This is a genomic window from Exiguobacterium sp. s6, assembly GCF_018618155.1.
GTDB classification, from domain to species: Bacteria; Bacillota; Bacilli; order Exiguobacteriales; family Exiguobacteriaceae; genus Exiguobacterium; species Exiguobacterium mexicanum_A.
The window spans coordinates 97187-120775 of record NZ_JACSLN010000001.1 but is presented as its reverse complement, the minus strand read 5'-3'; the positions used below and the strand labels follow the sequence as shown (position 1 = coordinate 120775).

Below are 23589 nucleotides of genomic sequence, written 5' to 3'. Positions count from 1 at the left end.
GTTATCACTTATACTCTAGTTGTAGCTCCCAAAGCTTGACGTAAACGTTCCCCAAACCAATACGTCACGTGGATTCCCCTCCACGACACTCTTTTTGAAAGCAATGCGACAACCCCCATTTGTTGCACCCAAATTTGCCATCCAAAAAAACGAGCGGCTCTCCGACGGAGCCGCTCGTTTTTTCATGCAAAGATATCTTGTTCGATCTGTTTCAATCCATAAAACACACCGTGTGCCTGCATCAGTTCATCATACGATCCGGTCTCGACGATGCGTCCGGACTCCATGACGATGATGTGATCGAAACGTTCGAGCCCAGTCAGACGATGGCTGACCATGACGAGCGTCGCTTCATCGGCTTGACGCAAAATCTCGGCGAACACGTCCGCCTCGGTCCGCGCATCGAGCGCCGATGTCGCTTCGTCAAGTATCCAGAGCAATCCATTCTTCAACAAGGCTCGGGCGATGGCAAGACGTTGCCGCTCGCCGCCCGATAAGTTCGCCCCTTTCTCAAGGACGGGCTCGTCGAGCGAGAAACCGAGGCGGACACTCGCGAGCGCCGCTTCCATCTCAGCGTCCGAGAAATTACCGGCGAGCTCCAAGTTCTCTCGTACCGTCCCGAAGAAGAAATGGTTCTCTTGAAGGACGACGCTAGCTTCACGCCAGACCGATGCTTGGGTCACATCGTCCAACCGCTGTCCATTCAATCGGATCTCACCAGACTCAGGTCTGACAAAAGCGAGCAACAGTTGAAGCAGTGTCGATTTCCCTGAGCCGCTCGGTCCGACGATAACGGTCTTTGAACCGCCTCGTAACGTCACGTCGACGCCGCTCAGCACGTCACGGAACGTGTCCGGGTAGCGATAGCTCACGCGTTCGAACGATACGTCAGGTGCTGTCTCGAGCGCTACGTCGGTACGGGCCGACTCGGCAGCGACAATCGCTTCACTCGGCTCGACCACTTCGAGCAGTCGATCGGCCGCTTGCTTGCTGTCAGCAAAGTGGCCTGGGAAGACTGCCATCGGTGTCGCGTTCTCAAACGCGGTGAGCGACATCATGATGAGCATGGCCAAGAAGAGGCCATTTAATTCCCCGTCGACGACAAGATAGGCCCCGATGGCCAAAACACCCCATGAGACGAGTAAGGACGCCGCCACGACGAGCGAGGAGTTGAAGAACTGGTTCGTCACATCTCGTTTTTGGGCATCGGCGTAGCGGTCGCTCTGTTCAAGCAGTTCGTTGCGCGTTTGACCAAGCCGATGGTGCAACAACAGGTCGCGATAGCCGTACATCATCTCCGTCATCCCACTCGACAGGTCTCCTCGCAAGGTACGGAGTTCCCGGTCATGCTTGGCACGGACACGGGCGAAGAAGGCCGGGATCAAAAAACCGGTCACGAAGACGCCGAACAAGATCCAAACGCTGACCCAGACCGAGAAGTATGTGACGAAGAAAATCGTGCTCAAGAAGACGAGTACCAAGATAATCGGCGGGTAGAACACCCGTAAAAAATAGTTCTGCAAGCTCTCGACGTCACCGACGACGCGAGCGAGCAAGTCCCCACTCCGATATTTGGCAAAGATGCTCGGGACGAGCGGCTCGAGTTGACGATAAAATCGGACCCGGAGTTCGCTCAAAATCGTGAACGTCGCCCGGTGCGAGGCGAGACGCTCCTGATAGCGAGCACTCGCCCGAATCACACCGAACAGTTTAATCAAAACGACGGGCACCATGAGCGCATACAGCGGCGGCACGAGCCCAGCCCGTGAGACGAGGTATCCGCTCGCCGCGAACAAAGCGACGGCTGCGATGCCAGCGACATAACCAAAGAAGATCGAGAGGATGATATCCTTTTTCTCTCGCATCATCCATTTCGTGATCGTCCAAAGGGAATTCATCCTCTCACCCCTTTCTGTAGCGTGAATAAGTCAGCGTATTGCGGAACGCTGAGCAGTTCGTCATGTGTGCCTTGGGCGACGAGACGCCCTTCGTCCATGAACCAAATCGCATCGGCTTGTTTGATCGTATGCAGACGATGCGCGACCGTGACGAGCGTTGACTCACGTGACAACTCATCGATTGAGCGCCGAACGATTTGTTCGGTCACTAAATCAAGTCCGGTCGTCGGTTCATCGAACAAGATGATGCCGGGACGTTTTAAGAAGGCCCGGGCCAAGGCGAGCCGCTGCCGTTCGCCTCCGGATAAGCCGTAACCCCCTTCACCGAGTTCGGTATGAAGACCGTTCGGCAACTGAGCGATGACATCGTTCAGTCCGGCTGCCGTCGCCGCCTCGAGGATGCTCGCTTCGTCCGCCGCCTCACCGAGGGCGATATTATCGGCGACGGTGCCGGCGAACAAATACGGATTTTGTGAGATATAGCCAATCGTGTCATACCATGACGTATCGGTGTACGTCTCGAGCGGTTCACCGTCCACGAGGACACGTCCGCTGTCAGGTTTGACGAGCCCCGATAACACGTTCAAGACGGTTGTCTTCCCGGACCCGCTCGCCCCGACGAGCGCCATGTGGGCACCGGCAGGAATTACGCCGCTTAAAGGCTGGAGCGTGAAACGCCCCCCTTCATAGGCGAATGATGCTTCGTCGAGCTCGAGGTCGGGTGTCCGGCTCGTCAACGTCCGGTCGCCCCACTGCAGACGTTCATCCGGTGCGTCGAGCGCCTCGAAAATACGATCGGCCGCCCCCATGCTGCCGCGTCCGGTATGGAACGCACCGCCGAGGTCTTTAATGGCCAAATAGTATTCCGGAGCCAAGACGAGAATCAAAAAGCCGGAGAAGAACGTCAAGTTCTGCCAGACGACCATTTGCAGCGCCACTTCGAGCGCCACGACCCCTGTGCTGAGCATCGAGATGAACTCGAGCATGAGACCCGATAAGAACGCCGTCTTCAAGACGACCATCGTCGCGTCGCGGAAGTCGAGACTGCTCTTTTCAATCGCTTGCGCCTCACGCTCGGTCCGACCGTATAGTTTCAATGTCGTCAATCCTTGCAACACGTCCAAGAACTTTCCGGAGAACTGGTTCATCTTCTCCATCTGTTGTTCGGATTTTTTCTGCGTCGCAATCCCGATGATAATGAAAAAGATTGGGATGAACGGCGCCGTCACCATCATGATGACGCCCGAGATCCAATGTTGGCTGAAGACGACGACGAGAATGAGCAGCGGAATGATCGACGTTTGAATGACTTGCGGCCAATATTGGCTGAAGTAGGCGTCGACTTCATCGACCGCGTCCATGAAGACGCTGACTTTCTTTCCGGACTGGCCGGACAAAGATGTCTCGATCGGATTCGATGTATAACGGTCAAGCAACTGAAACCGGAGTGTCCGTTTCGCTTTCTCCGCTAGACTAGCTCCGATTCGTCCTGACATGTAGCCGAACAAAGCACGCGTGACGAGGGCGAGAATGAGCCAGCCGAGCGCCGGGATGATGCTTTCAAACGATGCATTTTTTAAAAAGACCTGGTCGACGATATCGACGATTAAATACGCCTGCGCCAAAATCGACAATCCGATCATCACCGCGGCGATGACGAGTCCGACGATATGGCGTTTTTCAGCTAAAGCGAGAGCTTGCAGTCGTTTCACTGCGTTCATCCTTTCTATACTATCCAAAACTTTTCTTTGTGAGGATTCTCACTAATTATAACTGATGCACACGACCATGGCGAACGCTTCGCTTAGCCAGACATGCAAAAGACGCCGCGTATATCACGTGGCGTCATACGGTCGACTGTTCAAAGTATTCGGGATGGCCAATCATCAATTCACGCGCATCGAAGTGAAGCACCTCTTCTTTTCGTAAGCGCGATAAGATGTTCGACACGGTCTCCCGTGACGTGCCGGATAAGCGTGAGATTTCAATCGTCGTGAACGGACACCGGACGCGAACCCCCTCTGCTTCCGGTTCCCCGAGGTCTTCAATCAAGTAATGGATCGTGTTGAGTACGCGTTCGGTCGCACTCGGAGTGATGATGTCCTGCACCCGTCGCTCGTGCAAGTCGAGAATCCGATTCATCTGTCCGACGATATGGAGTAACATCGACGCGTTCCGAGAGACGAGTTGTTCGAATCGGTCCGTCGGCATATAGATGACCTCGATATCGGTCAACGCCTCCGCCGAATGTTGATAATACGGTTCCGTCATCAAGCCGCGATACGGGAACAGTTGCTTCGGTTTCAAGTAGTCCGTATATTGATGGGTCGCCGTCTCGTTGTTGCGCTCGAGCTTCACGTAACCGCTGATTAAAAAGTAGACGCGCTCCCGAGGATCGCCTTCCATGAATAAGAGCTGTCCTTTCCGGTACGTTCGACAATAGACATGGGGCAACAGTGCCTCGAGCTCACGGGCGGTACATTTGGTGAATACATCGAGTTGCCGCAAGTCGTCTACGGTCCATTTCGGTTTCATGTTGAACCCTCCAATCTATCTTGCCTCTCCTTTTAGTATAGTTGGATTCAATTTGAAAACGCTTGCAAAATCCAACGATTTTCTGACAAAAAAAGAGGGGCTTTCACCCTCTTCGTCACAGCACGTTATTCAGTCGAGCATCAACTCCATGATCGCATCTTGCAGGTCACGGTCGAGTTCAAGCGCGTGCAAATCGAACAACCATGCCTCGAGTCGCGTCTTCGCTGCCGCCGATCGATACAACTTGTCTTTTAAATCATAAGAAATCTCGGCGCGGTCCAAGAAACGATACAAGCGATCGAGCCGGTGATCGTTCGCCGTCAGTTCGACCGGGAGCGACACCGTCATCTCTTCATCAATCGGACCGAGTTCGAGGCGCAGTGTCTGGGTCTCTCGATTGTATTCACCAGAACCGGTCACACCTCGGAGGAGTAACGTGACGTTACGGTCAGACGGCAAGACGGTCCGGTCACCTGTAACGTGAATGTGGAGTTTCCGTTCCTCCCAATCAAGCGTGAACGTCGTCTCAGCGTAAGCACCCGTCTCATAGTCACGGTCCGACCCGTTGTCTTCATAGAGCGTGAACGTATTCGACGCGCCCGGGAAGATGAGCACTTCCAAATCGGCCGGATTATCCGTATCGTTACGACCCGAGTAATGCCGTGCCATCGGGATGATGGCCCCTGCTTTCGCGAACACTGCTTGTTCGTCAAGTCCCCGGAACACCCGAACCGACTTCTCTCCCGCATAGCGATGACCGGTAAAGAAATCGAACCAGTCACCTTTTGGTAACCAGACGTTCGTCGCTGCGACGTGGAGCTGTTTATTCATCGGCTCGACGATCGGAGAGACGATGAGCTCACTGCCGAAGTAGTATTCGTTCGGTACTTCATACGCCGCGTCCTCGTCCGGATGTTCATAATACATCGGTAAGATGAGCGGCAAGGCACCCGCGTGGTTCCGCCAGTTCATCGTATAGATGTACGGGATCAATTGATGGCGCAGACGCAAGAACGTCTTCATCGATCGCTCCGCCTCGAGACCGAAGCGCCACGGCTCCTTCCCGTTGAACGTACTGAACGTCGAGTGCAGGCGCATAATCGGACTGAACACACCGAACGCGACCCAACGTGCGGCGAGCTCATCGTCTTTTGAACCTCGGTAATGCCCACCGATATCGTGACTCCACCAACCATAGCCGATATTGGAAGCCGTCGCCGTAAAGTACGGCTGGAACGCGAGCGACGCCCACGAAATCAACGTGTCTCCCGAGAAACCGACCGGATAGCGGTGACTGCCCGGGCCCGAATAACGGGAGAAGATGATTGGTCGATCGCCATCCCGGGCGATGTCGGCCGCATGATAGTGGTTCAGCATCCAGAGCGGGTCGAGCCCTTCCATTTTCGACGTCGAGCCTTGTTGCCAGTCGATCCACCAGAAATCGACGCCGTCGTCTTCATGCGGATGATGCATCTGCTCGAAATAGGCTTGAATGAAGCGTTTATCGGAAAAGTCGAACGGGATGCGGTCGCCTTGGGACGGATCGATGCCCATCGCCTCGGCCATCGCCACATATTGGTCTTCGAAGGCACGCACACCATCCGCCGGATGCAAGTTCAACGTGACGAGCAACCCTTCTTGCTTGAGCCACGTCAAGAATCCTTTCGGGTCCGGGAACAAGTTCTTGTTCCATGAATAGCCCGTCCATCCGCTCCCGTATTCTTCGGGGACATCGGTGACGTGCCAATCCATGTCGATGACGCTGACCGAGAACGGGATGTCCTCTGTCTTAAACCGACGCATGAGTTCTTTATATTCCGTCTCGTCGTAGCGCCAATAGCGGCTCCACCAGTTGCCGAGCGCTTTTCGTGGCAACAGCGGCGTCGAGCCGGTCAATTGATAGAAATCACGGAGTGCGCGTTTATACTCATGCCCATACCCGAAGTAATACAAGTCATGGATATGTTTACGCCGCGGTTCGACGAAACGGTCCTCGGTCATGATGAACGAATCAGAGTCATCGATGACGGCATACCCTTGTTTCGAGGCGATGCCTTCACCGAGTTCGGTCGCCCCGTCGACGTGGTCGAGCGTTCGCGCCGTCCCTTTCAACGTCCGCTCCGGTCCGTTAAACGTATAGCGGCTATAATACGTACTGAAGTTCCCTTTCACGTCGACGTAAAGCGTGTTCGGCGCGAACGGCCCTTTCGTGTAGTAGAGGTGGACGTGCTCCGTGATGATTTGCAATTCCGTCTCATCCTCAATCACGCGAAACTCTGGGACTGCGAACGCCCGGTTAAAGACGACTTGGGTCGGCCGGTCTTCGAACACCCCATCCTCGGCATACTCCATCCGAATCAATTGGCTCGTCAGTACCGTGAAGCGATAGCAGCTCCCTTGGACGATCGCCCGATCATCTGCCTGCGGTTTCATTTGTTGCGTATAGACGTTCTCCTCTTCAAATAGACGCATAAGCTCGAGCGTTGCCGCTCTTCGTCACTTCCCTTCTAAATTGTGCAAACGTTTACACTCAAAATGATAGCAATGTCTAAATCGACATACAACATTCCTTCCCCATGTCGGACCATAAAAAACGACGAGCAGCCAATTCAGGAAAAAAGCCACAGACGCTGATGTCTGTGGCGTTGAGCTTATTGTTGGAGCGTCGCGGCGAGTCGGACGCGCGTCCCGACCTCACCTCGGACCGCCGCAAGGGCTTGTTCGAGCGACGTGATGACGGCAACCCGGTCGTGTCCTGATTCGGCGAATTGAAGGGCGGCCCGAACTTTCGGCAACATGCTGCCCGGTGCGAACTGGCCCTCGGCGATATACGTCTCGAGTTGTTCTTTCGTCGTCTCCTCGAGCGCCCGGGCCGACGGTGTCCCGAAATCGACGAACACGTGCTCGACGGCCGTCAAGATGAGGAGCATGTCGGCGTCGACGAGATCGGCGAGTTTCGCAGCGGCAAAATCTTTATCGATGACCGCCTCGACGCCGATATAGCCATCGGCTGTATCGATGACAGGAATCCCCCCGCCGCCAGAGGCGACGACGATGTGCTCATGAGCGACGAGGTCACGGATGACCGCGTGCTCGAGAATCGCCACCGGAAACGGACTCGGGACGACACGGCGATAGCCGCGTCCGGCGTCTTCTTTGAACACATAACCGGTCGTCCGTTCAATCTGCTGCGCTTCCGCCTCGTCATAGAAAGGACCAATCGGCTTCGTCGGGTGACTGAAGGCACTATCGTTCGGGTCGACGACCGACCGCGTGACGATCGGTGCGACCGAACGTTCCAAACCACGAGATCTCAGTGCTTTCGTGAGGGCGTTCTCGAACCAATAGCCAATCATCCCTTGTGTCATCGCCCCGCAAACGTCGAGCGGCAAGGCCGGCGTCGCCGGACTGTCCGACGCAGCCTGTTGCAACATCAAATTTCCGACTTGCGGCCCGTTGCCATGGGTGATGATGACCTCAATTCCTTCGGCGACAAGCGCGGCCAGTGATTCCGCTGTCGCCTCGACGGCTCGAATTTGAGCCTCGGCCGTCGCATCTTTACCTTTTTGAATCGCATTTCCACCTAGTGCGATGACTACTCGTTTATTCCGCATATTGGTTTCCCCCGATCAAAAGACTGAGATATTTCCTGAGACGATGCGCACGACGGCCAAGATGGCGAGCGCGGTCAAGACACCGGCCACGATCCACTCCGTCTTCGTCAACGTCTTGATTCCGTTCTCACGTTGCGCCTTGATGTAGAGCAACGTACCTGGTGCGTACAGTAATGTCGTCAAGAGCAGATAGTCGATTCCGGCCGCATAGATGAGCCAAATCCCGTAAATCGAGGCGACGGCTCCGATGATGAGGTCGCGGGTCCGACGTTCACCGGCATTGTAGCCGATGCCGTTCTTCGCGACTTTGACTTGATAGAAGGCCGAGAAGACGTACGGGATCAAGATGGCGCTCGAGGCGAGCGAGAACGCGAAATTATACGCCGCATCCGAGAACAGGAACGTGAAGAGGAACAGCTGGATCAACCCGTTCGTGAGCCAAAGCGCGTTGGCCGGCGCATTGTTTTTGTTCTCTTTCGTGAACCATTTCGGGAACACGCCGTCTTTCCCGGCTACGAATGGGATCTCAGCGGCGAGCAACGTCCAGCCGAGCCATGCTCCGAGAACTGATATGACGAGACCGCCATTGATGAGCATCGCGCCCCACGGTCCGACCGCTGACTCGAGCAAGTACGCCATCGCCGGTTGCGAGGCGTTCGCCACGTTCTCTGGATTCATGAGACCGAGCGACATGACCGAGATGAGCAGATAGATGATGAGCGTCCCGAGCAATCCGATGACCGTCGCTTTCCCGACGTCCGAGCGCTTGCGGGCCCGTCCAGATAAGACGACCGCCCCTTCGACCCCGATGAACACCCATAGTGTGACGAGCATCGTCGAGACGACCTGGTCTCTCACACTACCCCATGAGAAACCACCCTGTCCCCAGAAATCGAACGTGAAATTATCGAGGTTAAAGAAGAATAAGGTGATGGTGATGAAAGCAAAAATCGGTACGAGTTTGGCAATCGTCGTGATGATGTTGATCATCGACGCTTCGTGGATACCACGTAAAATCAACGAATGCACGAGCCATAGCATAATCGAGGCACCAATGATCGAAGCGATGTTTTGACCGCCTTCAAAGATTGGGAAGAAATAGCCGACCGAACTGAACAGAAGCGTCGCATAGGCGACGTTGCCGAGCCACGCGGATAGCCAGTAGCCCCACGCCGAGTTGAACCCGACAAACTGACCGAAGCCGGCACGGGCGTAACTGTACACACCACCATCGAGATCCGGACGACGCATCGTCAAATTTTGAAAACTGAGTCCGAGGGCGATAATCCCGATTCCGGTGATGACCCACCCAATCAAAATCGCTCCCGCGTTCGCACCTTGGGCCAAGTCGGCCGCCAAGTTGAAGGCGCCGCCGCCGATCATTGAACCGACGACGAGTGCCGTCAGCGCCCCGAGCCCTAAACGTCGATCTTTCTTCTCTGGTTGCACGCCAGCCGTTCCACTTGAGTCATGCGCTATTTTCGTAGACATTGAACTCATCCCTTTCGTTTAGTACGGGCCGGAGGGGAGATCCCCTCCCATCCGTCAGCGTTCAAGCCATCCGTTCGTGTCGGTGAGCGTCGCGGCCATCACCGCTTTAATCGTATGCATCCGGTTCTCGGCTTCGTCAAAGACGAAGGAGTGACGGCTCCGGAACACTTCATCCGTGACTTCCATCTCGCTCAACCCGTACTCCGCATGGATCGCCCGGCCGACTTCGGTCTCCAAGTCGTGGAAGGCAGGCAGACAGTGGAGGAACATGACGTCCGGATTATTCGTCTTCGTGAGCATGTCCATGTTCACTTGATATGGGTGAAGCAGTTTGATGCGCTCGGCGAACTCGGCCTCTTCGCCCATCGACACCCAGACGTCCGTGTAGATGACGTCGGCGTCGGCGACCGCTTCGTCGATGCTTTCGGTCAACGTGATCTTCGCCCCTGTCTCGGCAGCGACCGAGCGGGCAAAATCGACGACTTCATCCGACGGCCAAAGCGATTTCGGCGCACAGATACGCATGTCCATCCCGACTTTGGCACCACCGATGAGGAGCGTGTTACCCATATTGTTGCGCCCGTCACCAACGTAGACGAAGCGGATGCCAGACAGCTCGCCTTTCTGTTCTTTGACGGTCAAGAAGTCGGCCAAGATTTGCGTTGGATGATACAAATCCGTCAACCCGTTCCATACCGGGACACCGGCGTCTTTGGCCAGCCCTTCGACCGTGTCATGGGCGAAGCCGCGGAATTGGATGCCGTCAAACATACGCCCGAGCACGATCGCCGTGTCGCGCACCGATTCTTTTTTGCCAAACTGGATATCCGATTTCCCGAGGTATTCCGGATGCATGCCTAGATCGATGGCCGCCACAGTGAACGCACAACGCGTCCGCGTCGAAGGTTTCTCAAACAACAGCGCCACATTCTTTCCTTCACAGATTCGATGCGGGACGCCTTGTTTCTTTTGACGTTTGAAGGTGGCCGATAAATCGATCAAATAGTTCAACTCATCCCCTGAAAAATCGTTCAATGATAGAAAATGACGGCCTTTCAAATCAAAGTTGTACGTTGTAGACATGCTCGTTTCCTCCTCGTTAAATGTCTTTGCGGATAATCGGACAGCTCATGCAGCGTGGGCCCCCACGGCCACGCGACAATTCACTCGACATGATCTCGATGACTTCGACGCCCTCAGAGCGAAGCAACTCGTTCGAGACGTAGTTACGGTCGTACGTGACGACGACGCCTGGAGCGATCGCGAGTGTGTTCGACCCATCGTTCCATTGTTCGCGGGCAGCGGCGATCGGGTCTCCGCCGCCACATGGGATCAAGACGATCTCATCGAGACCGAGTGCGGCTTTCAACACGTTCAACAGATCCGTATGCTGGGTGATGTGAAGTTCACCCTCGGCGTTCAACGTCAGTTCAAAGATGTTCATCTTGCCTCCTGGCCCTTGGATGAACGGGTGAATCGTGAACTTGTCATGGTCGACCATCGTGAAGACCGTATCGAGATGCATGAACGCGCGCGACTTCGGAATCTCGATGGCGATGACTTTCTTGAACGTGCCGCCGTTTTTCAACAAGTTGAGAGCGACCCGTTCAATCCCTTGGGCCGTCGTCCGCTCGGAAATCCCGATGGCGACGACTTCTTTCGAGAGAACGAGTTCATCTCCACCTTCCATCGCGAAGCGGTAGTCGCGGTCCGACCAGATCGGGATGTCGTGTTTCGCGAATCGCGGATGATAGCGCATAATATATTGCGTAAACAACGATTCGCGGCGGCGAGCCGGCTCTTTCATCCGGTTGATGGATAGCCCGTTCCCGATGGCTGCCGATGGGTCACGAGTGAAATATAAGTTCGGCATCGGGTCGAGATAGAACGGATATGTGTCCTCAATCATCTCGTGCAAGTGGCGCCGTTTCTCTGGCTTAATCTCAGACTTGCGAATGCCGGCCATAACGGTTTCAATCAATTTTTCGTTGTCGTAGGCGAGCAAATATTCTTTAAGTGTCTCGTACGAGCCGTTGATATTCGATTTTGACTCCGCCAAGATATCGGCGACGAATCGTTCGCGCACCCCTGGTAGTGATAACGTTTCCGCCATCAAATTTTCTAGATAGAGTACTTCGACGCCGCGATTTTGGAGCACGCTCGCAAAGTAGTCATGTTCTTTTTGAATGACCGGAAGATGAGGAATGTCGTCGAACAAGAGTCGTTCCAAATATTCTGGGGTCAAATTTTCGAGCTCACGCCCTGGTCGTTTCAATAGTACCGTCCTAAGTTCACCAATTTCTGAATACACGTGGATCGGATGTTTCAGCGTTGTATCCCGTGCGGTTTGTTGATCCGTCATCGATATCATCTCGCTTCCTCCTTGTGATTCGGGTGTGTTTCTACCCTTACATTATCAACTTACCCAATTCCGAGGTGGGCAAGTCCGACGTTTGGACTGTGGTGGATTCCACACTAAAGTGCATAGATGATGACGTGGCATGAATGAACAACCACTCGAGAAACGGTGCGTCCCCTCAAATCGGAGGAGAGAGACGTATACACACTGTATAGATTGTGAAAAAAATTCATAACATTTTTTTGATTTTGTTTGAGCCCGACTAAAGTCGTGACATAATATAGACAAATGATGTGAAAAGGAAGTGAGTCGATGGCAATCGAACGTACAGAACGCGCCCGTCATGAAGCCCAAGTGACAGCGCTCATCCAAAAAGGGGACCCGGTCGATTTCCGCGACGTGTTTCTCACACTCCATCCGGGCGAACAAGCCGACCTCTTCATTGAGCTCGAGCAACCGGGTCGCCAGTTCGTCTACGATGCCTTGTCCCCGGAAGCGTTCACCGACCTATTTGAAAAGCTCGAACTCGATGAACAAGAACAGTTCATCCAAGAGATGCCACGTCCGTTCGCCGTACGCGTGTTGAACGACATGTTCTCGGATAACGCCGCCGACTTGATGACCGAGCTCCCGGACGATTTCATGAACGAACTGTTCGAGTTGATGGACGAGACCGAGGCGACCGAAGTCAAAGACTTAATGCGCTATCCGGATGATACGGCCGGCGCCATCATGACGACCGAGTTTATCGTGTTGAAAGCGGACAAGACCGTCGGTGCGACGCTCGAAGACTTGCGCGAACTTGGACCGGAAGCCGAGACGATCTATTACCTGTATGTCATCGACACCGATCGCCGGCTCGTCGGCGTCGTCTCGCTACGCGATTTGATCGTCTCCCCGCTCGATGTGCAAATTGCGGATATCATGGGCCGACGCGTCGTATCGGCCCACGTCCTCGCCGACCAAGAGGACTTGGCGCGGACCGTTCAAAAATATGATCTATTGGCCTTGCCTGTCATCGACAGCGAGGACCACTTGCTCGGAATTATCACGGTCGACGATGTCATGGATGTCATCGAACGGGAGACGACCGAGGACTTTGAGGAGCTGTCAGCGACAAAAGGATCGTCCGACATCAATATGGGACCGGTCGAAGCAGCGATAAAACGGGCCCCTTGGATTATCAGCCTCATGTTTCTCGGGATGATCACCGCGTCGACGATTGGTGGCTTCGAGGATACACTCGAAGCGATCGTCCTGCTCGCTGTCTTCATGCCGCTCGTCATGGGTTCGGCCGGGAACGCCGCCACCCAATCGCTCGTCGTCGCCGTCCGTTCAATCGCACTCGGGACGATCAATCGAAAGAACGTGTTGAAGATGATTCGCCGTGAGTTCGGGACGGGCGTCTTGCTCGGTCTCGCCTGCATGGTCGTCATCTTTGGGGTCATCACCGTTTTGTACGACAGTGCCTTGATCGGGATGATCGTCGGTCTGTCGATCTTTGCGTCACTCAGCGTGGCGACCATCGTCGGGACGCTCGTGCCGCTCCTCATCAATCGATTGAAACTTGATCCGGCCGTGGCGTCGGGCCCCTTCATCACGACGGTCGTCGACAACCTCGGCTTGATCATTTATTTCACGGTCGCGACTTCGTTGCTACGCTTTTTCTGACACCTGACATCTCAGGTGTCTTTTTTGTCGTGATGTTTATTACAGTTCTTTTACAAAAGAGAAAATGGGAAATAATCATGATTTAGGACGGGTATTCATGAAAAGTACTTATAAATAAGAAGAGATTGAGGGAGGGATATTCGTTGACCATTCAACAAGTTGTTTACATATTGATCACAGGGGCTCTCTTCATGGGTCTCGTCGCATACGTGTCATACCGCATGACGAAAGGAAAAGTCGAGAGTGCCGACGATTATTTCTTGGCTGGACGTGGTCTCACCGGTCTATTCATCGCCGGATCGCTTTTATTGACCAACTTGTCGGCCGAGCAATTGATCGGCTTGAACGGCCAATCGTTTGCCGGCAATATGTCCGCTATGGCATGGGAAGTCACGGCCGGCATCGCCGCCATCATCATGGCCCTCTTCTTACTTCCACGTTTTCTCGGCATCGGAATTTCAACGATTCCCGAGTTTTTGAGCCAGCGGTATGACGAGGACGTCCGCCGCTTGACGGTCCTGTTGTTTTTGTTCGGCTATATGTGCGTCACGATTCCATCGATGCTCTACTCAGGCGGCTTGGCCGTCCTGCAACTGTTTGACGTACCAGCCCTGCTCGGGATCAGCTTCGAGCAATCACTCTGGATGGTCATTTGGTTCATCGGGATTATCGGTGCCGTGTATGCCATTTTCGGAGGACTCCGTGCCGTTGCCGTTTCTGACACGTTGAACGGAATCGGCTTGATTATCATCGGATTCCTCGTCCCGACGCTTGGCTTTATCGCGCTCGGTGACGGCAATCTTGTTGATGGGATGAAGACGATCGCAACCGAGAATCCGGAGAAACTAAACGCGATCGGTTCAGAGAACGATTCCGTTCCGTTCTTGTCCATCTTCACGGGGATGATTTTTGCGAACTTATTTTATTGGGCACTCAACCAATATGTCATTCAACGGGCACTCGGGGCGAAGAACTTGGCCGAAGGTCAAAAAGGAGTGCTTTTCACCGGCTATTTGAAGTTGCTCGTCCCAATCTTCATGTTGCTCCCGGGGATTATCGCATTCCATTTGTATGGCACGAACGTCGACAAGGCCGACCTCGCTTATCCGAGCTTGATTGCCGACTTGTTGCCGATGTGGCTCATGGGCTTTTTCCTCGCCGTCTTGCTCGGTGCCGTGTTCAGCTCGTTCAACTCGCTGTTGAATAGTATCGCTACGCTATTCGTGCTCGATATTTACAAGCCGAAGTTCAAACCGGACGCATCAGACAAAGACTTGATTCGGGTCAGCAAATGGTTCGGGACGTTCGTCGCGCTCGTCTCGTTCTTCGTCGCTCCAAACTTGATGTATGCACCGGACGGCCTTTGGGACTTGATTCGCCGTTTCACCGGCTTCTTCAACATCCCGATTCTCGTCATCGTCTTAATCGGGATGCTCGTGAAGCGGGTGCCGCCGATCGCCGCGAAACTCGTCATCGGCTTCCACGTCGTCACGTATTACTTCCTCGTTTGGGGAACGGAGCAGTGGTTCGGCTTCGACCTCGGCATTAACTTCATTCACATTTACGGGATTTTGTTCGTCCTCGAGACGGCCATCATGCTCGTGTTCGCGAAAGTTCGTCCGATGCAACACATCAATCCGATTCGCATCGACCTCGGTCGCGTCAAACCTTGGCGCCATGCCATCTCGACGTCAATCATCCTGATTGCTTCGATGGTGTTCGTCTACTTCGTCTTCTCACCAATCGGTCTCGCCTATGCGGACGGGATCGTGTCGAGCTGGTTCTGGCCAGCGACACTCGCTTTGGTCGCGACGACGAGCGGGCTCGTCTGGACATCGTATCGCTACTGGTTGCCGCGTTATGAGGCATACTTGAACAATCTCGATACGACAGACACCGAGCGTGAAGAAGCGATGGGTGAATAATATATTTAGACAAACAGACACGTTCCTTGCTGATATCTTTTAGCAAGGAACGTGTCGATTTGTCTTACTTCTATTCTTCTGTTCATACATGTTTTGATCCGCTTGATCATACAATTTCTTGAAATCGTTTAACTGTTCCTCCCAAGCTGCACCGACAGCGGCTGAAATATCATTCGATTCAAACACGCTTCTAATGGAAACCGTCAAATCTAGCAATTTATCTTGTTGTAGTTGATCAGTTAATACAACAAATTCGTCGCCTCCAATCCGATAAACGTTTGTGCTTAACCCTTGCAAGAGGAGTCCCGCTTTCTGAAGTAACAAATCACCAGCCGAATGACCTTGATGGTCATTAATTTTCTTCAAGTCATTTAAATCGATGACTATCAACCCTACTTTTTTAAAAGAGAGACAATCAATTGTTTCATTAAAGGCACGTCGGTTCAAAACCCCAGTGAGTTCATCATGACGGCTCACATATTCTAACTCCTCACGTTTCATTACAGCCGCTTCTACATTCCTAATGATTCCTTGTACAGCTACAATCTCACCATTTTTATAAATCGGAGTCGTGTATTCTTCAAAACGCAAGTAACGACCGTCATTAGTTCGCCAACGTTGCGAGATAGCCTCATCGTAACTCATCTTTCCTGAGACTTTATTCATGAGAATTTGATAATCATCTGGGTGAATACGACGAAAACAATCATCTGGATTTTCATAGTTTTCCGCTACAACACCCTCACCTAAATACAAATCAAGGGAAGGACTTATGTAACGAAAACGAAACGTCGGTTTGACTTCAAATATATAAATGACGTCTTTAACGTGGTTACCGAAATGTGCAAACGCCCCGTCCACCTCTTTACGTGATTGAAGTATCTTCTGCGCAACAAGTACCAAAATCAATCCAACTAATAAACCTAACCAAAATTGTTCCATGTTTTCCCGCTCCCCATCTAAACGTACTATTCTATCGTATCACGTTAACGAAACACCGCCTGTACCTTTTCCATTATTTAGGTTAATGTTTAAATGTAACGTTCATTTGTTGATGAATGTAAACTTAAAATTAGAAGTTGGAGGTCAACCATGAGTCCTGACTGGTCACGCTATGAAGTCTCATCTACTTTTTCTGGATCGGCGCTCGTCATGCGACAAGACGACATCCTGTTCGAACTTCAGCAAGGCTACGCGAATCGGGCCGAACAAATCGAAAATCAAACGTCGACCCGCTTCGGCATCGCTTCGGGCTGTAAGCTGTTCACAGCGATTGCCATCTGCCAGCTCGTCGAACAAGGAAAATTGTCGTTTACGTCGACACTCCGCGAGAGTTTGGACATCGACTTCCCCCGATTTGACCCAGCCGTGACAGTTGAACAGTTGCTCACCCACACGTCCGGCATCCCCGACTATTTCGACGAGTCTGTCATGGACGATTTCGAGGAATTGTGGCGACAGCGTCCAATGTATCACATCAGGCAGCTACGTGACTTTCTCCCGATGTTCCAGCACGAACCGATGCGACAAGAACGGGGCGTGTTCCAATACAATAATGCCGGGTATATCCTGCTCGGCCTCATCATCGAACAAGCGAGCGGGTTGACGTTCTCGGACTATATCGAACGATTCGTGTTCAAACCGGCCGACATGACCGATTCGGGGTACTTCTCCCTCGATGCCTTACCGGCGCACACGGCGCTCGGGTATATCGACAATGCGGACGGCTCGTGGCGGACGAACCACTATTCGATTCCCGTCAAAGGCGGCGCGGACGGCGGCGCGTTCGTGACGGCACAAGATATGGCCAAACTTTGGAACGCCCTGCTCGCTCATCGCCTGCTCGGGGAGGAGATGACGTCACGGTTGCTCACGCCTCACGTGCCAGTGAACGAAACAGGCGCACATTATGGATACGGTCTGTGGATTCAATTGGATCCGAAGCGACACGTCTTCAAATATCATGTCATGGGTTATGACCCCGGCGTCAGTTTTCATTCTGCTTACTATCCGGACACAGACATCGTCTCGGTCGTCTGTTCGAACGAGTCAGATGGTGCGTTCGACCTCATGAAAGCCATTGAAATGAAAGTAGGTGAAGGTTGATGGTCATTCGTCCTTATGAAGAAGCCGATTTTGAACAGATTCAAGCATTGAATGAAGCGGAAGGTTGGAGTCAACTCGTCCGACAACATGACTTGACGAAACAGGCGTGGCGGCAATCGAACGTCGCCTATGTCGTCGAGTCAGAAGGACAGGTGATCGCCTACTTGCGTGGATTGACCGACACGACCGTGAGTCTGTACGTGTGCGAACTGCTCATCGCGGCCTCGCACCGTCGCCTCGGGATTGGCGAGCGACTGCTGTCACACGTGCATGCGCTCTACCCCGAAACGCGCCTCGAGATGCTCGCGAGCGCTTCATCCCACACGTATTACGAAAAATTGAATTTCCGCCCGTTTTACGGATATCGGAAGACGATTCACGAATAGGAGGAACTGCCATGAAACTAGCTATTGTGACCGGTGCATCGCGCGGCCTCGGCCGTGCCATCGCCGAGGAACTATTGAAGCGTGATTATGAGGTCGTCAATTTTTCACGGACGCAGGCGACCGATGCCTCGTTCCGTCACGTCAAGGTCGACTTAGCTGATCCGACAAGCACACTGGCCGCGATTGGACAGATGAAGCCGCTCATCGAGACGGCAACGTCCTTGCTCGTCGTCCAAAATGCGGCGTTGATTGAACCGATTCACCGGGCCGGTCAATTGGATGCTACGCAGCTTATCGCTCACGTCCAAGCCAACTTGCTCGCCCCGATGCTCTTGACGAACGCGGTGCTCGCATACGACTTGCCCGTCTCGCTCATCCATGTGACCTCTGGGGCCGCCAAGCGCCCCATCTCGGGCTGGAGTGCCTATTGTGCGACGAAAGCCGGGCTCGATCATTTCACCGAGACGGTCGCCCTTGAATTGACCGATACGGACGACAAAGTCGCCTTGTTCAATCCAGGCGTCATGGACACCGCGATGCAGGAAAGCATTCGGGCCTCGTCAGAAGACGCGTTCCGTGACGTTGAACAGTTCCGCTCCTATGTGACGGAAGGACGATTGCGCACCCCTGAGACGGTCGCCCGCATCTTGGCGAAACACTTGCTAGACGAGCCGTTCGAGAATGGCAAGACGTATTCGGTGTATGACCTAGACCGATTTTTCACCTGGTATAAAATTCAGCCACCCTTTTTAGGCTCAACCGCCTACACTAGAGACAGATGAAACGAGAAAGGGTGGCTAAGTCATGAAGACGATTGCAGGAGGATTATTATTTTTCGGCTTGTTCAGTCTCGGATTGTCGTTCACGATGATTGGGGACACGGCGATTGTCGGAGCGATGGTGAGCGGTGTCGCCATCTTATGTAGCGTCGGGCTTTGGTTCGGAGCGACAGAAGTAACGCGCATCCGTGTTGCTCTCCTCGACAGCAAAAAAACGTCTTTCCCCGAATGAGGGAAAGACGTTTTTGGATTCATTGATTGTCTTCTTCTTCGTAATCATCATCAGCATATTCCTCGAAATCATACTCTTCGAAGTCCGCTTCATCGATAAAGATGTCGCGGTCATTGACGACGTGAATCGGACCGTTGGCCACATCGATTCGAATCGTCCATGCCCATGGAATGCGCAATCGGCTATAAACGCCTGTCCAGAATTCCATCGATTCTTGCTCGTATCGTTCGAACTCTGCCAGCAACTCTTTAAAGGTTACCCCTGACAACTGAAAGTTTGAGTCTTGGATTCGCTCGAGCGCATTATGTGTCGCCTCGAGTTCCGCCGCACGTACCATCTCTTCGGCCGTTGCCATCTCAAGAATGGTACCATCCGGTGGCAGAATGTCGTATACGTTAAACAATTCGCCTTCTTCTACTTCTTCATCAAACTCATAGTCGTCGTGCCGCATGCTTCATTCCTCCTCACTCTAGTTGAATCTCTTTCATTGTACCATTCCACTCCCTGTTAGAACGAAACATTCGTGTATATATTTTGGCAGGTAGGGAATCATAACAAAGGAATAGAATACGTATCAGCGAAAGGGGCCAATTGACCATGAACGAATCATTTCAAGCACTCGTCCTCGACAAGACGGATGACCATCTTCACGCCAAGGTGACGGACGTCAAACTCGACGCACTTCCAAAAGAAGAAGACGGTAACGTCCTCGTCGAGGTTCATTATTCCGCACTCAATTATAAGGACGCCCTCGGTCTTACCGAACCCGGAAAAATCATTAATCAATACCCGTTCATCCCTGGATGTGAATTTGTCGGCAAGGTCGTCGAGTCCGATCATCTCGACTTCAAAGCCGGCGATGAAGTCATCGCCACCGGTTTCGGGATCGGCGAACGACATTTCGGCGGATTCAGTCAATTTGCACAAGTTCCCGGAAACTGGCTTGTAAAACTGCCTAAAGGTATGGACATGCGTGATGCCATCACGATCGGGACACCTGGATTGACAGCTATGCTTTCAATCGATGCGCTTGAGTCCGCTGGCGTTCGACCAGGGGAAGAAGTGCTAGTTACAGGTGCAACTGGAGGCGTAGGCAGTTTTTCGATTATCTTACTTCATAAACTTGGCTATCACGTCATCGCATCCACAGGAAAAACAGACTCCCCTTACTTGCAAGCACTTGGCGTTGACACAGTCATCGATCGACACGAGCTTGAGGGAGCGGTTCGTCCGTTAGCTCGACAGCGGTTTGACGCGGCAATCGATTCGATTGGCGGGGCCACTCTTGCGAATATTTTGAGTCAAACGCGTTATGAAGGTGCCGTTGCAGCTTGCGGACTTGTCGGCGGTTCCGACCTTCCAACAACTGTTTATCCGTTTATTTTGCGCGGAGTCAAATTAATCGGCATCGACTCGGTCATGCAACCCATCGTACGGCGCCTGAAGGCGTGGGAACGACTGGATGAGCTGCTTGATTCTAACGTGCTCAACCATATGATTCATGAGATTCCGTTGCATGACGTCCCTCGCCACGCTGAGGCGATGATGCGCGGCGAACTGAGCGGTCGGACCGTCGTTCGGATCCATGACTAACAAACAGGGCTGAATCCAGCGATTCAGCCCTGTCTCTGTATTCTCCATGGCGGTGGAATTATAAAGTGAATCCGGCTGGTGCGTCTTTGACGACGACAATCACCTTGCCTTGGTCTAATTTTTTCTCGAGTTGGTCCGCTTCTGTCGATGAGAAGCCGAGCTGTTCGAATTGGGCTCGGAGCTCGTCCCCTTTTTTACGGAACAAGTTTTTCGCGGCCGTCCCCAGGCCAACCTCTGATGCCGATACTGTATTCGCGTCGGCGTTATCGGCCACACGATCGGTCCGGTCATCGTCATGGGTGATGACATAAATGTGCTTGTCCTCAATCCCTTTCGCTTTCATCGATTGAATGGCGGTCACAACTTCTTCATCATTTGTAAACTCTTTGTACAAAACTGACATGTGTAGTTCCCTCCTTCGATAGCGTTACAGTAAGAGTAATTACCTTCTTTTGCAAAATTTACACATTAAAAAACGATGACAGCTGTCATCGTTTCGTTAAACGGCCGGTTCTTGGCCTTTTAATTTTTTTAATTCATCGAGCAAAATGTCCGATTCGTTGAACGGAATCGACTCTTGGCCGACGCGTTCGACATGGTCATGCCCTTTTCCGACGACGACGATCCGTTTCCCGACGAGCGCTTGTTGCGCTGCATGGCGCAAAGCATCTCGCCGTTCCTCGAACGTCACGTAATGCGTGTTCGAATCAACACCTTCGAGCAATCCATCGATGATGTGCCTCGGGTCTTCCGTCCGCACGTCATGTACCGTCACGATTAAATCGTCTGAATAGCGGCTCGCGATTCGACCCATCTCTGCCCGCTTCGTCGGATCTCGGTCTCCGGCCGCGCTCAAGACGACCACGAGCTCTCGCTCACCTTGCTGAAGCGTCGACAAACATTTTTCGAGTCCGTCCGGCGTATGGGCATAGTCGATATAAATCTCGCCATCTTCCGTATCAAGTCGCTCGAGACGACCTTTTGGAAGCGTGAGTCCTGGCACGTTGGCGATGATGGAGCGCAACATCAGTTCCGACGTCGAGACGAGACCGATGGCCGCAGCCAGGTTGGCGGCGTTGAATGCGCCCATGAAGCGGACCGGCGCCTCAATCGTCAGTGCGTTCATTTTGACGACTACCGTTTGGTCATGCCAAATGACTTGGATATCGGCCGGTACGTCCGCATGCGTGCTATACATGATACGTCGACGGGTCGGGGCAAAGGCGGCCATCGTTTTACTGGCCGGGTCTTCGGCGTTCAAAATAATGGCGTCCCCGTCTGTCGTTTCGACTTGTTCGAATAATCGGGCTTTGGCCCGGGCGTACTCGTCCATTGAGCGATGGTAATCCAAGTGGTCATGCGTCAAGTTCGTGAACGCCGCCGCGTGAAATCGGACGCCTTCGACACGTCCTTCCATCATTGCATGCGAGGAGACTTCGACGACACAGTCGGTCACGCCGGCATCCGCCATCTCGGCCAAAATACGATGTAAGACGACGGCTTCCGGCGTCGTATTTGGTGTTTTTAATGTTTGATCTTTATAACGTGCTCCAATCGTACTGACAATCCCGACCGGCCGTCCGGACAGACGAAATAGATCATATGTCAATGTCGCGGTCGTCGTTTTGCCATTCGTACCGGTGACACCGTAAATACGCATCCGATGTGAGGGGTGGTCATAAAAGGCACTGGCCACCACGCCGGCTGTCCGCTTCGTGTCTGCGACGACAAGGTTCGGCACCTCAAGATCAAGCGGGTATTCCGAGATGACAGCAACCGCTCCTTTGGAGACGGCGTCCTCAGCGAATTCATGTCCGTCCACCGTATAACCGCGGATACAGATAAATAAATTCCCTGGACTGACCTTTCTGGAATCTGTCTCAATTCCGGTCACCCATGGATCGCGTTCGATGTCATCCATCTCATTTTCTAGAATGGCGGATAAACGTTTCGTCCTCATGCTGTGTACTTCCTTTCTCATGGGTGTCGCTAGGTTCGCAAACCTTATCGTCATGGTACTAGATATTAGGCTGTAATGGAGATGACAAATATATTACTTCCCTTTTTACGTGCAATGCAATCGCCCAACCAAAAAATTCCTAGTCCAGGACGGGACTAGGAATGTATTTCGCTGTCGGTGAACCGAAGTCCTTGCTCATGAAGCGCGGTTTCCAAGATTCGCAGCACACTTGGCCCGACCCCATGTAAGGCCGTAATCTCTTGCTTCGTATACGTGGCCAACTGTTCGAGCGTATCGATATAGGCGGCCTTGAGCGCCCGTTCGGCCGGCGCCGAACATTTCGGAAGTGGTGTCATCCAATTCCCTCCTCTCGTCCTGAATCTCGTTCGATCGTCGGGAGACAGGCGAGGACACGTTCCATACAAAATGTCCGACGGGCCTTCTTGCGTATATCCCACGCGACAAGTCGATCGCCTTGCAGCTTCATCAGTTTGACGCGTCGCTTTGAAATGACCCCGTTCCGATCGATATACACCATTTCCACGACTTGTCCGTTCCGCATCCAACGCATGACCTCTTGCCTCATCTGATCTCCCTCCTTTGTTACCTTTATTATACCGAACGTTTGTTCTTAATTCCAGTCTAGAGGTGTGCGCTCGAACGATTTCACGTATGCTAGAAGAAACGAATGTTTCGTGAAAGGGGTTTACCCAATATGACCTATTTGCTGTTGGCCGTTTTGGCCATCGTCCTATTCATCTCCATGATTTATGCCGCCAAAGCCTTACCGAATTTACGAAATGTCTTATTCAACCGCGGCAGCCTGTTCGGCCAAGACACCGAGACCGTCACGTGTCCGAACTGTAAGAAAACGTTCAAACGGTCCGGTGGGAACACCCAGACATGCCCGCACTGTTATACGTCGTTTTAACCCAAAAACACCCGCCTGGCCGCTAGACGCGGACCTCGGGTGTTTTTTGAATGTGCTCGAATCAGCAAGTAACCGTTTACGCTCACCTTATAAGTGAAATAAGAAGGTT

At 52.9% G+C, this 23589-nt stretch carries 22 protein-coding genes; 8 read left to right on the top strand and 14 right to left on the bottom strand.

From position 1 onward, the window contains the following. Positions 1–182: 182 nt before the first annotated feature. The 8 genes from cydC to arcA all read right to left on the bottom strand — a co-directional run bounded on the left by cydC (position 183) and on the right by arcA (position 11867). Positions 183–1898 carry a thiol reductant ABC exporter subunit CydC gene (gene cydC / locus KNP75_RS00730; RefSeq protein ID WP_215189316.1) on the bottom strand — a complete coding sequence of 572 codons (1716 nt, stop codon included), beginning with the start codon at positions 1896–1898 and terminating at the stop codon, positions 183–185. After that, positions 1895–3619, bottom strand: coding sequence for a thiol reductant ABC exporter subunit CydD (gene cydD, locus KNP75_RS00725; protein WP_215189314.1), 1725 nt, complete (start codon positions 3617–3619; stop codon positions 1895–1897). Before cydD ends, cydC begins: the two co-directional genes overlap by 4 nt. 124 nt (positions 3620–3743) lie before the next feature. Beyond that, positions 3744–4433, bottom strand: coding sequence for a Crp/Fnr family transcriptional regulator (locus KNP75_RS00720; RefSeq protein WP_029594559.1), 690 nt, complete (start codon positions 4431–4433; stop codon positions 3744–3746). Positions 4434–4562: 129 nt separating this feature from the next. Next, entirely contained in the window at positions 4563–6905 is a 2343-nt protein-coding gene (locus KNP75_RS00715; protein ID WP_215189312.1) for a glycoside hydrolase family 31 protein, read from the bottom strand. 179 nt (positions 6906–7084) lie between these two features. Beyond that, positions 7085–8047, bottom strand: coding sequence for a carbamate kinase (arcC, locus tag KNP75_RS00710; RefSeq protein ID WP_215189311.1), 963 nt, complete (start codon positions 8045–8047; stop codon positions 7085–7087). A 15-nt stretch (positions 8048–8062) separates the two neighbouring features. Further along, a complete protein-coding gene (gene arcD, locus KNP75_RS00705) occupies positions 8063–9538 on the bottom strand; it encodes an arginine-ornithine antiporter (protein ID WP_214753541.1) in 1476 nt (491 codons plus the stop codon). 54 nt (positions 9539–9592) lie between these two features. Beyond that, a complete protein-coding gene (gene argF / locus KNP75_RS00700) occupies positions 9593–10621 on the bottom strand; it encodes an ornithine carbamoyltransferase (protein ID WP_215189309.1) in 1029 nt (342 codons plus the stop codon). Between the two features lie 16 nt (positions 10622–10637). Beyond that, positions 10638–11867, bottom strand: coding sequence for an arginine deiminase (gene arcA, locus KNP75_RS00695; RefSeq protein WP_034780161.1), 1230 nt, complete (start codon positions 11865–11867; stop codon positions 10638–10640). 342 nt (positions 11868–12209) lie between these two features. On the opposite strand from arcA, the gene mgtE reads away from it, so the two are divergent. Beyond that, positions 12210–13568, top strand: coding sequence for a magnesium transporter (gene mgtE, locus KNP75_RS00690; RefSeq protein ID WP_214823387.1), 1359 nt, complete (start codon positions 12210–12212; stop codon positions 13566–13568). A 143-nt stretch (positions 13569–13711) separates the two neighbouring features. Further along, positions 13712–15493, top strand: a complete 1782-nt coding sequence (locus KNP75_RS00685) for a solute:sodium symporter family transporter (protein ID WP_034779516.1) — start codon at positions 13712–13714, stop codon at positions 15491–15493. Positions 15494–15532: 39 nt separating this feature from the next. On the opposite strand, the gene KNP75_RS00680 is transcribed toward KNP75_RS00685, so the two are convergent. Then, complete coding sequence (locus tag KNP75_RS00680) at positions 15533–16435, bottom strand: sensor domain-containing diguanylate cyclase (RefSeq protein WP_052090191.1); 903 nt, start codon at positions 16433–16435, stop codon at positions 15533–15535. Positions 16436–16585: 150 nt separating this feature from the next. Between KNP75_RS00680 and KNP75_RS00675 the strand changes: the two genes are divergently transcribed. Genes KNP75_RS00675 through KNP75_RS00660 form a run of 4 tightly spaced genes read left to right on the top strand, consistent with a single transcriptional unit; the run spans position 16586 to position 18996 of the window. After that, positions 16586–17599 carry a serine hydrolase domain-containing protein gene (locus tag KNP75_RS00675; protein ID WP_215189307.1) on the top strand — a complete coding sequence of 338 codons (1014 nt, stop codon included), beginning with the start codon at positions 16586–16588 and terminating at the stop codon, positions 17597–17599. Next, positions 17599–17985: a GNAT family N-acetyltransferase gene (locus tag KNP75_RS00670; RefSeq protein ID WP_215189305.1), complete on the top strand. Its 387-nt coding sequence runs from the start codon at positions 17599–17601 to the stop codon at positions 17983–17985. Before KNP75_RS00675 ends, KNP75_RS00670 begins: the two co-directional genes overlap by 1 nt. A gap of 11 nt (positions 17986–17996) precedes the next feature. After that, positions 17997–18767 (top strand): SDR family NAD(P)-dependent oxidoreductase, encoded by a 771-nt coding sequence (locus tag KNP75_RS00665; RefSeq protein WP_215189303.1) that lies wholly within the window; start codon positions 17997–17999, stop codon positions 18765–18767. Positions 18768–18789: 22 nt separating this feature from the next. Continuing rightward, positions 18790–18996: a hypothetical protein gene (locus KNP75_RS00660; RefSeq protein WP_034779520.1), complete on the top strand. Its 207-nt coding sequence runs from the start codon at positions 18790–18792 to the stop codon at positions 18994–18996. A gap of 19 nt (positions 18997–19015) precedes the next feature. On the opposite strand, the gene KNP75_RS00655 is transcribed toward KNP75_RS00660, so the two are convergent. Continuing rightward, positions 19016–19447 (bottom strand): hypothetical protein, encoded by a 432-nt coding sequence (locus tag KNP75_RS00655; RefSeq protein ID WP_034779522.1) that lies wholly within the window; start codon positions 19445–19447, stop codon positions 19016–19018. A gap of 146 nt (positions 19448–19593) precedes the next feature. Here KNP75_RS00655 and KNP75_RS00650 point away from each other — a divergent pair, with 146 nt between their 5' ends. Then, positions 19594–20589: an MDR family oxidoreductase gene (locus tag KNP75_RS00650; protein WP_138858656.1), complete on the top strand. Its 996-nt coding sequence runs from the start codon at positions 19594–19596 to the stop codon at positions 20587–20589. 58 nt (positions 20590–20647) lie between these two features. On the opposite strand, the gene KNP75_RS00645 is transcribed toward KNP75_RS00650, so the two are convergent. The 4 genes from KNP75_RS00645 to KNP75_RS00630 form a co-directional block, all read right to left on the bottom strand. After that, the gene (locus tag KNP75_RS00645) at positions 20648–20992 is read right to left on the bottom strand and encodes a YflT domain-containing protein (RefSeq protein WP_215189301.1); all 345 of its coding nucleotides are present in this window, start codon (positions 20990–20992) and stop codon (positions 20648–20650) included. Between the two features lie 96 nt (positions 20993–21088). Beyond that, on the bottom strand, positions 21089–22549 hold the full coding sequence (locus tag KNP75_RS00640) for a UDP-N-acetylmuramoyl-L-alanyl-D-glutamate--2,6-diaminopimelate ligase (RefSeq protein WP_214823393.1): 1461 nt from the start codon (positions 22547–22549) through the stop codon (positions 21089–21091). Between the two features lie 155 nt (positions 22550–22704). Further along, the gene (locus KNP75_RS00635; protein ID WP_215189299.1) at positions 22705–22905 is read right to left on the bottom strand and encodes a helix-hairpin-helix domain-containing protein; all 201 of its coding nucleotides are present in this window, start codon (positions 22903–22905) and stop codon (positions 22705–22707) included. After that, positions 22902–23135, bottom strand: a complete 234-nt coding sequence (locus KNP75_RS00630; protein ID WP_029594535.1) for a hypothetical protein — start codon at positions 23133–23135, stop codon at positions 22902–22904. Before KNP75_RS00630 ends, KNP75_RS00635 begins: the two co-directional genes overlap by 4 nt. Before the next feature lie 129 nt (positions 23136–23264). On the opposite strand from KNP75_RS00630, the gene KNP75_RS00625 reads away from it, so the two are divergent. After that, positions 23265–23480, top strand: a complete 216-nt coding sequence (locus tag KNP75_RS00625) for a hypothetical protein (RefSeq protein WP_021065960.1) — start codon at positions 23265–23267, stop codon at positions 23478–23480. Positions 23481–23589: the final 109 nt, after the last annotated feature.

Excerpts from the sequence above, each read along its gene's own strand:
- KNP75_RS00715 (WP_215189312.1), bottom strand. The coding sequence starts at position 6,905 with ATGCGTCTATTTGAAGAGGAGAACGTCTATACGCAACAAATGAAACCG.
- argF (WP_215189309.1), bottom strand. The coding sequence starts at position 10,621 with ATGTCTACAACGTACAACTTTGATTTGAAAGGCCGTCATTTTCTATCA.
- KNP75_RS00625 (WP_021065960.1), top strand. The coding sequence starts at position 23,265 with ATGACCTATTTGCTGTTGGCCGTTTTGGCCATCGTCCTATTCATCTCC.
- cydD (WP_215189314.1), bottom strand. The coding sequence starts at position 3,619 with ATGAACGCAGTGAAACGACTGCAAGCTCTCGCTTTAGCTGAAAAACGC.
- KNP75_RS00655 (WP_034779522.1), bottom strand. The coding sequence starts at position 19,447 with ATGCGGCACGACGACTATGAGTTTGATGAAGAAGTAGAAGAAGGCGAA.
- KNP75_RS00630 (WP_029594535.1), bottom strand. The coding sequence starts at position 23,135 with ATGAGGCAAGAGGTCATGCGTTGGATGCGGAACGGACAAGTCGTGGAA.
- arcC (WP_215189311.1), bottom strand. The coding sequence starts at position 8,047 with ATGCGGAATAAACGAGTAGTCATCGCACTAGGTGGAAATGCGATTCAA.
- KNP75_RS00640 (WP_214823393.1), bottom strand. The coding sequence starts at position 22,549 with ATGAGGACGAAACGTTTATCCGCCATTCTAGAAAATGAGATGGATGAC.
- KNP75_RS00675 (WP_215189307.1), top strand. The coding sequence starts at position 16,586 with ATGAGTCCTGACTGGTCACGCTATGAAGTCTCATCTACTTTTTCTGGA.
- arcD (WP_214753541.1), bottom strand. The coding sequence starts at position 9,538 with ATGTCTACGAAAATAGCGCATGACTCAAGTGGAACGGCTGGCGTGCAA.
- KNP75_RS00650 (WP_138858656.1), top strand. The coding sequence starts at position 19,594 with ATGAACGAATCATTTCAAGCACTCGTCCTCGACAAGACGGATGACCAT.
- KNP75_RS00670 (WP_215189305.1), top strand. The coding sequence starts at position 17,599 with ATGGTCATTCGTCCTTATGAAGAAGCCGATTTTGAACAGATTCAAGCA.
- KNP75_RS00635 (WP_215189299.1), bottom strand. The coding sequence starts at position 22,905 with ATGACACCACTTCCGAAATGTTCGGCGCCGGCCGAACGGGCGCTCAAG.
- KNP75_RS00680 (WP_052090191.1), bottom strand. The coding sequence starts at position 16,435 with ATGGAACAATTTTGGTTAGGTTTATTAGTTGGATTGATTTTGGTACTT.
- KNP75_RS00665 (WP_215189303.1), top strand. The coding sequence starts at position 17,997 with ATGAAACTAGCTATTGTGACCGGTGCATCGCGCGGCCTCGGCCGTGCC.
- KNP75_RS00660 (WP_034779520.1), top strand. The coding sequence starts at position 18,790 with ATGAAGACGATTGCAGGAGGATTATTATTTTTCGGCTTGTTCAGTCTC.
- KNP75_RS00645 (WP_215189301.1), bottom strand. The coding sequence starts at position 20,992 with ATGTCAGTTTTGTACAAAGAGTTTACAAATGATGAAGAAGTTGTGACC.
- cydC (WP_215189316.1), bottom strand. The coding sequence starts at position 1,898 with ATGAATTCCCTTTGGACGATCACGAAATGGATGATGCGAGAGAAAAAG.
- KNP75_RS00720 (WP_029594559.1), bottom strand. The coding sequence starts at position 4,433 with ATGAAACCGAAATGGACCGTAGACGACTTGCGGCAACTCGATGTATTC.
- mgtE (WP_214823387.1), top strand. The coding sequence starts at position 12,210 with ATGGCAATCGAACGTACAGAACGCGCCCGTCATGAAGCCCAAGTGACA.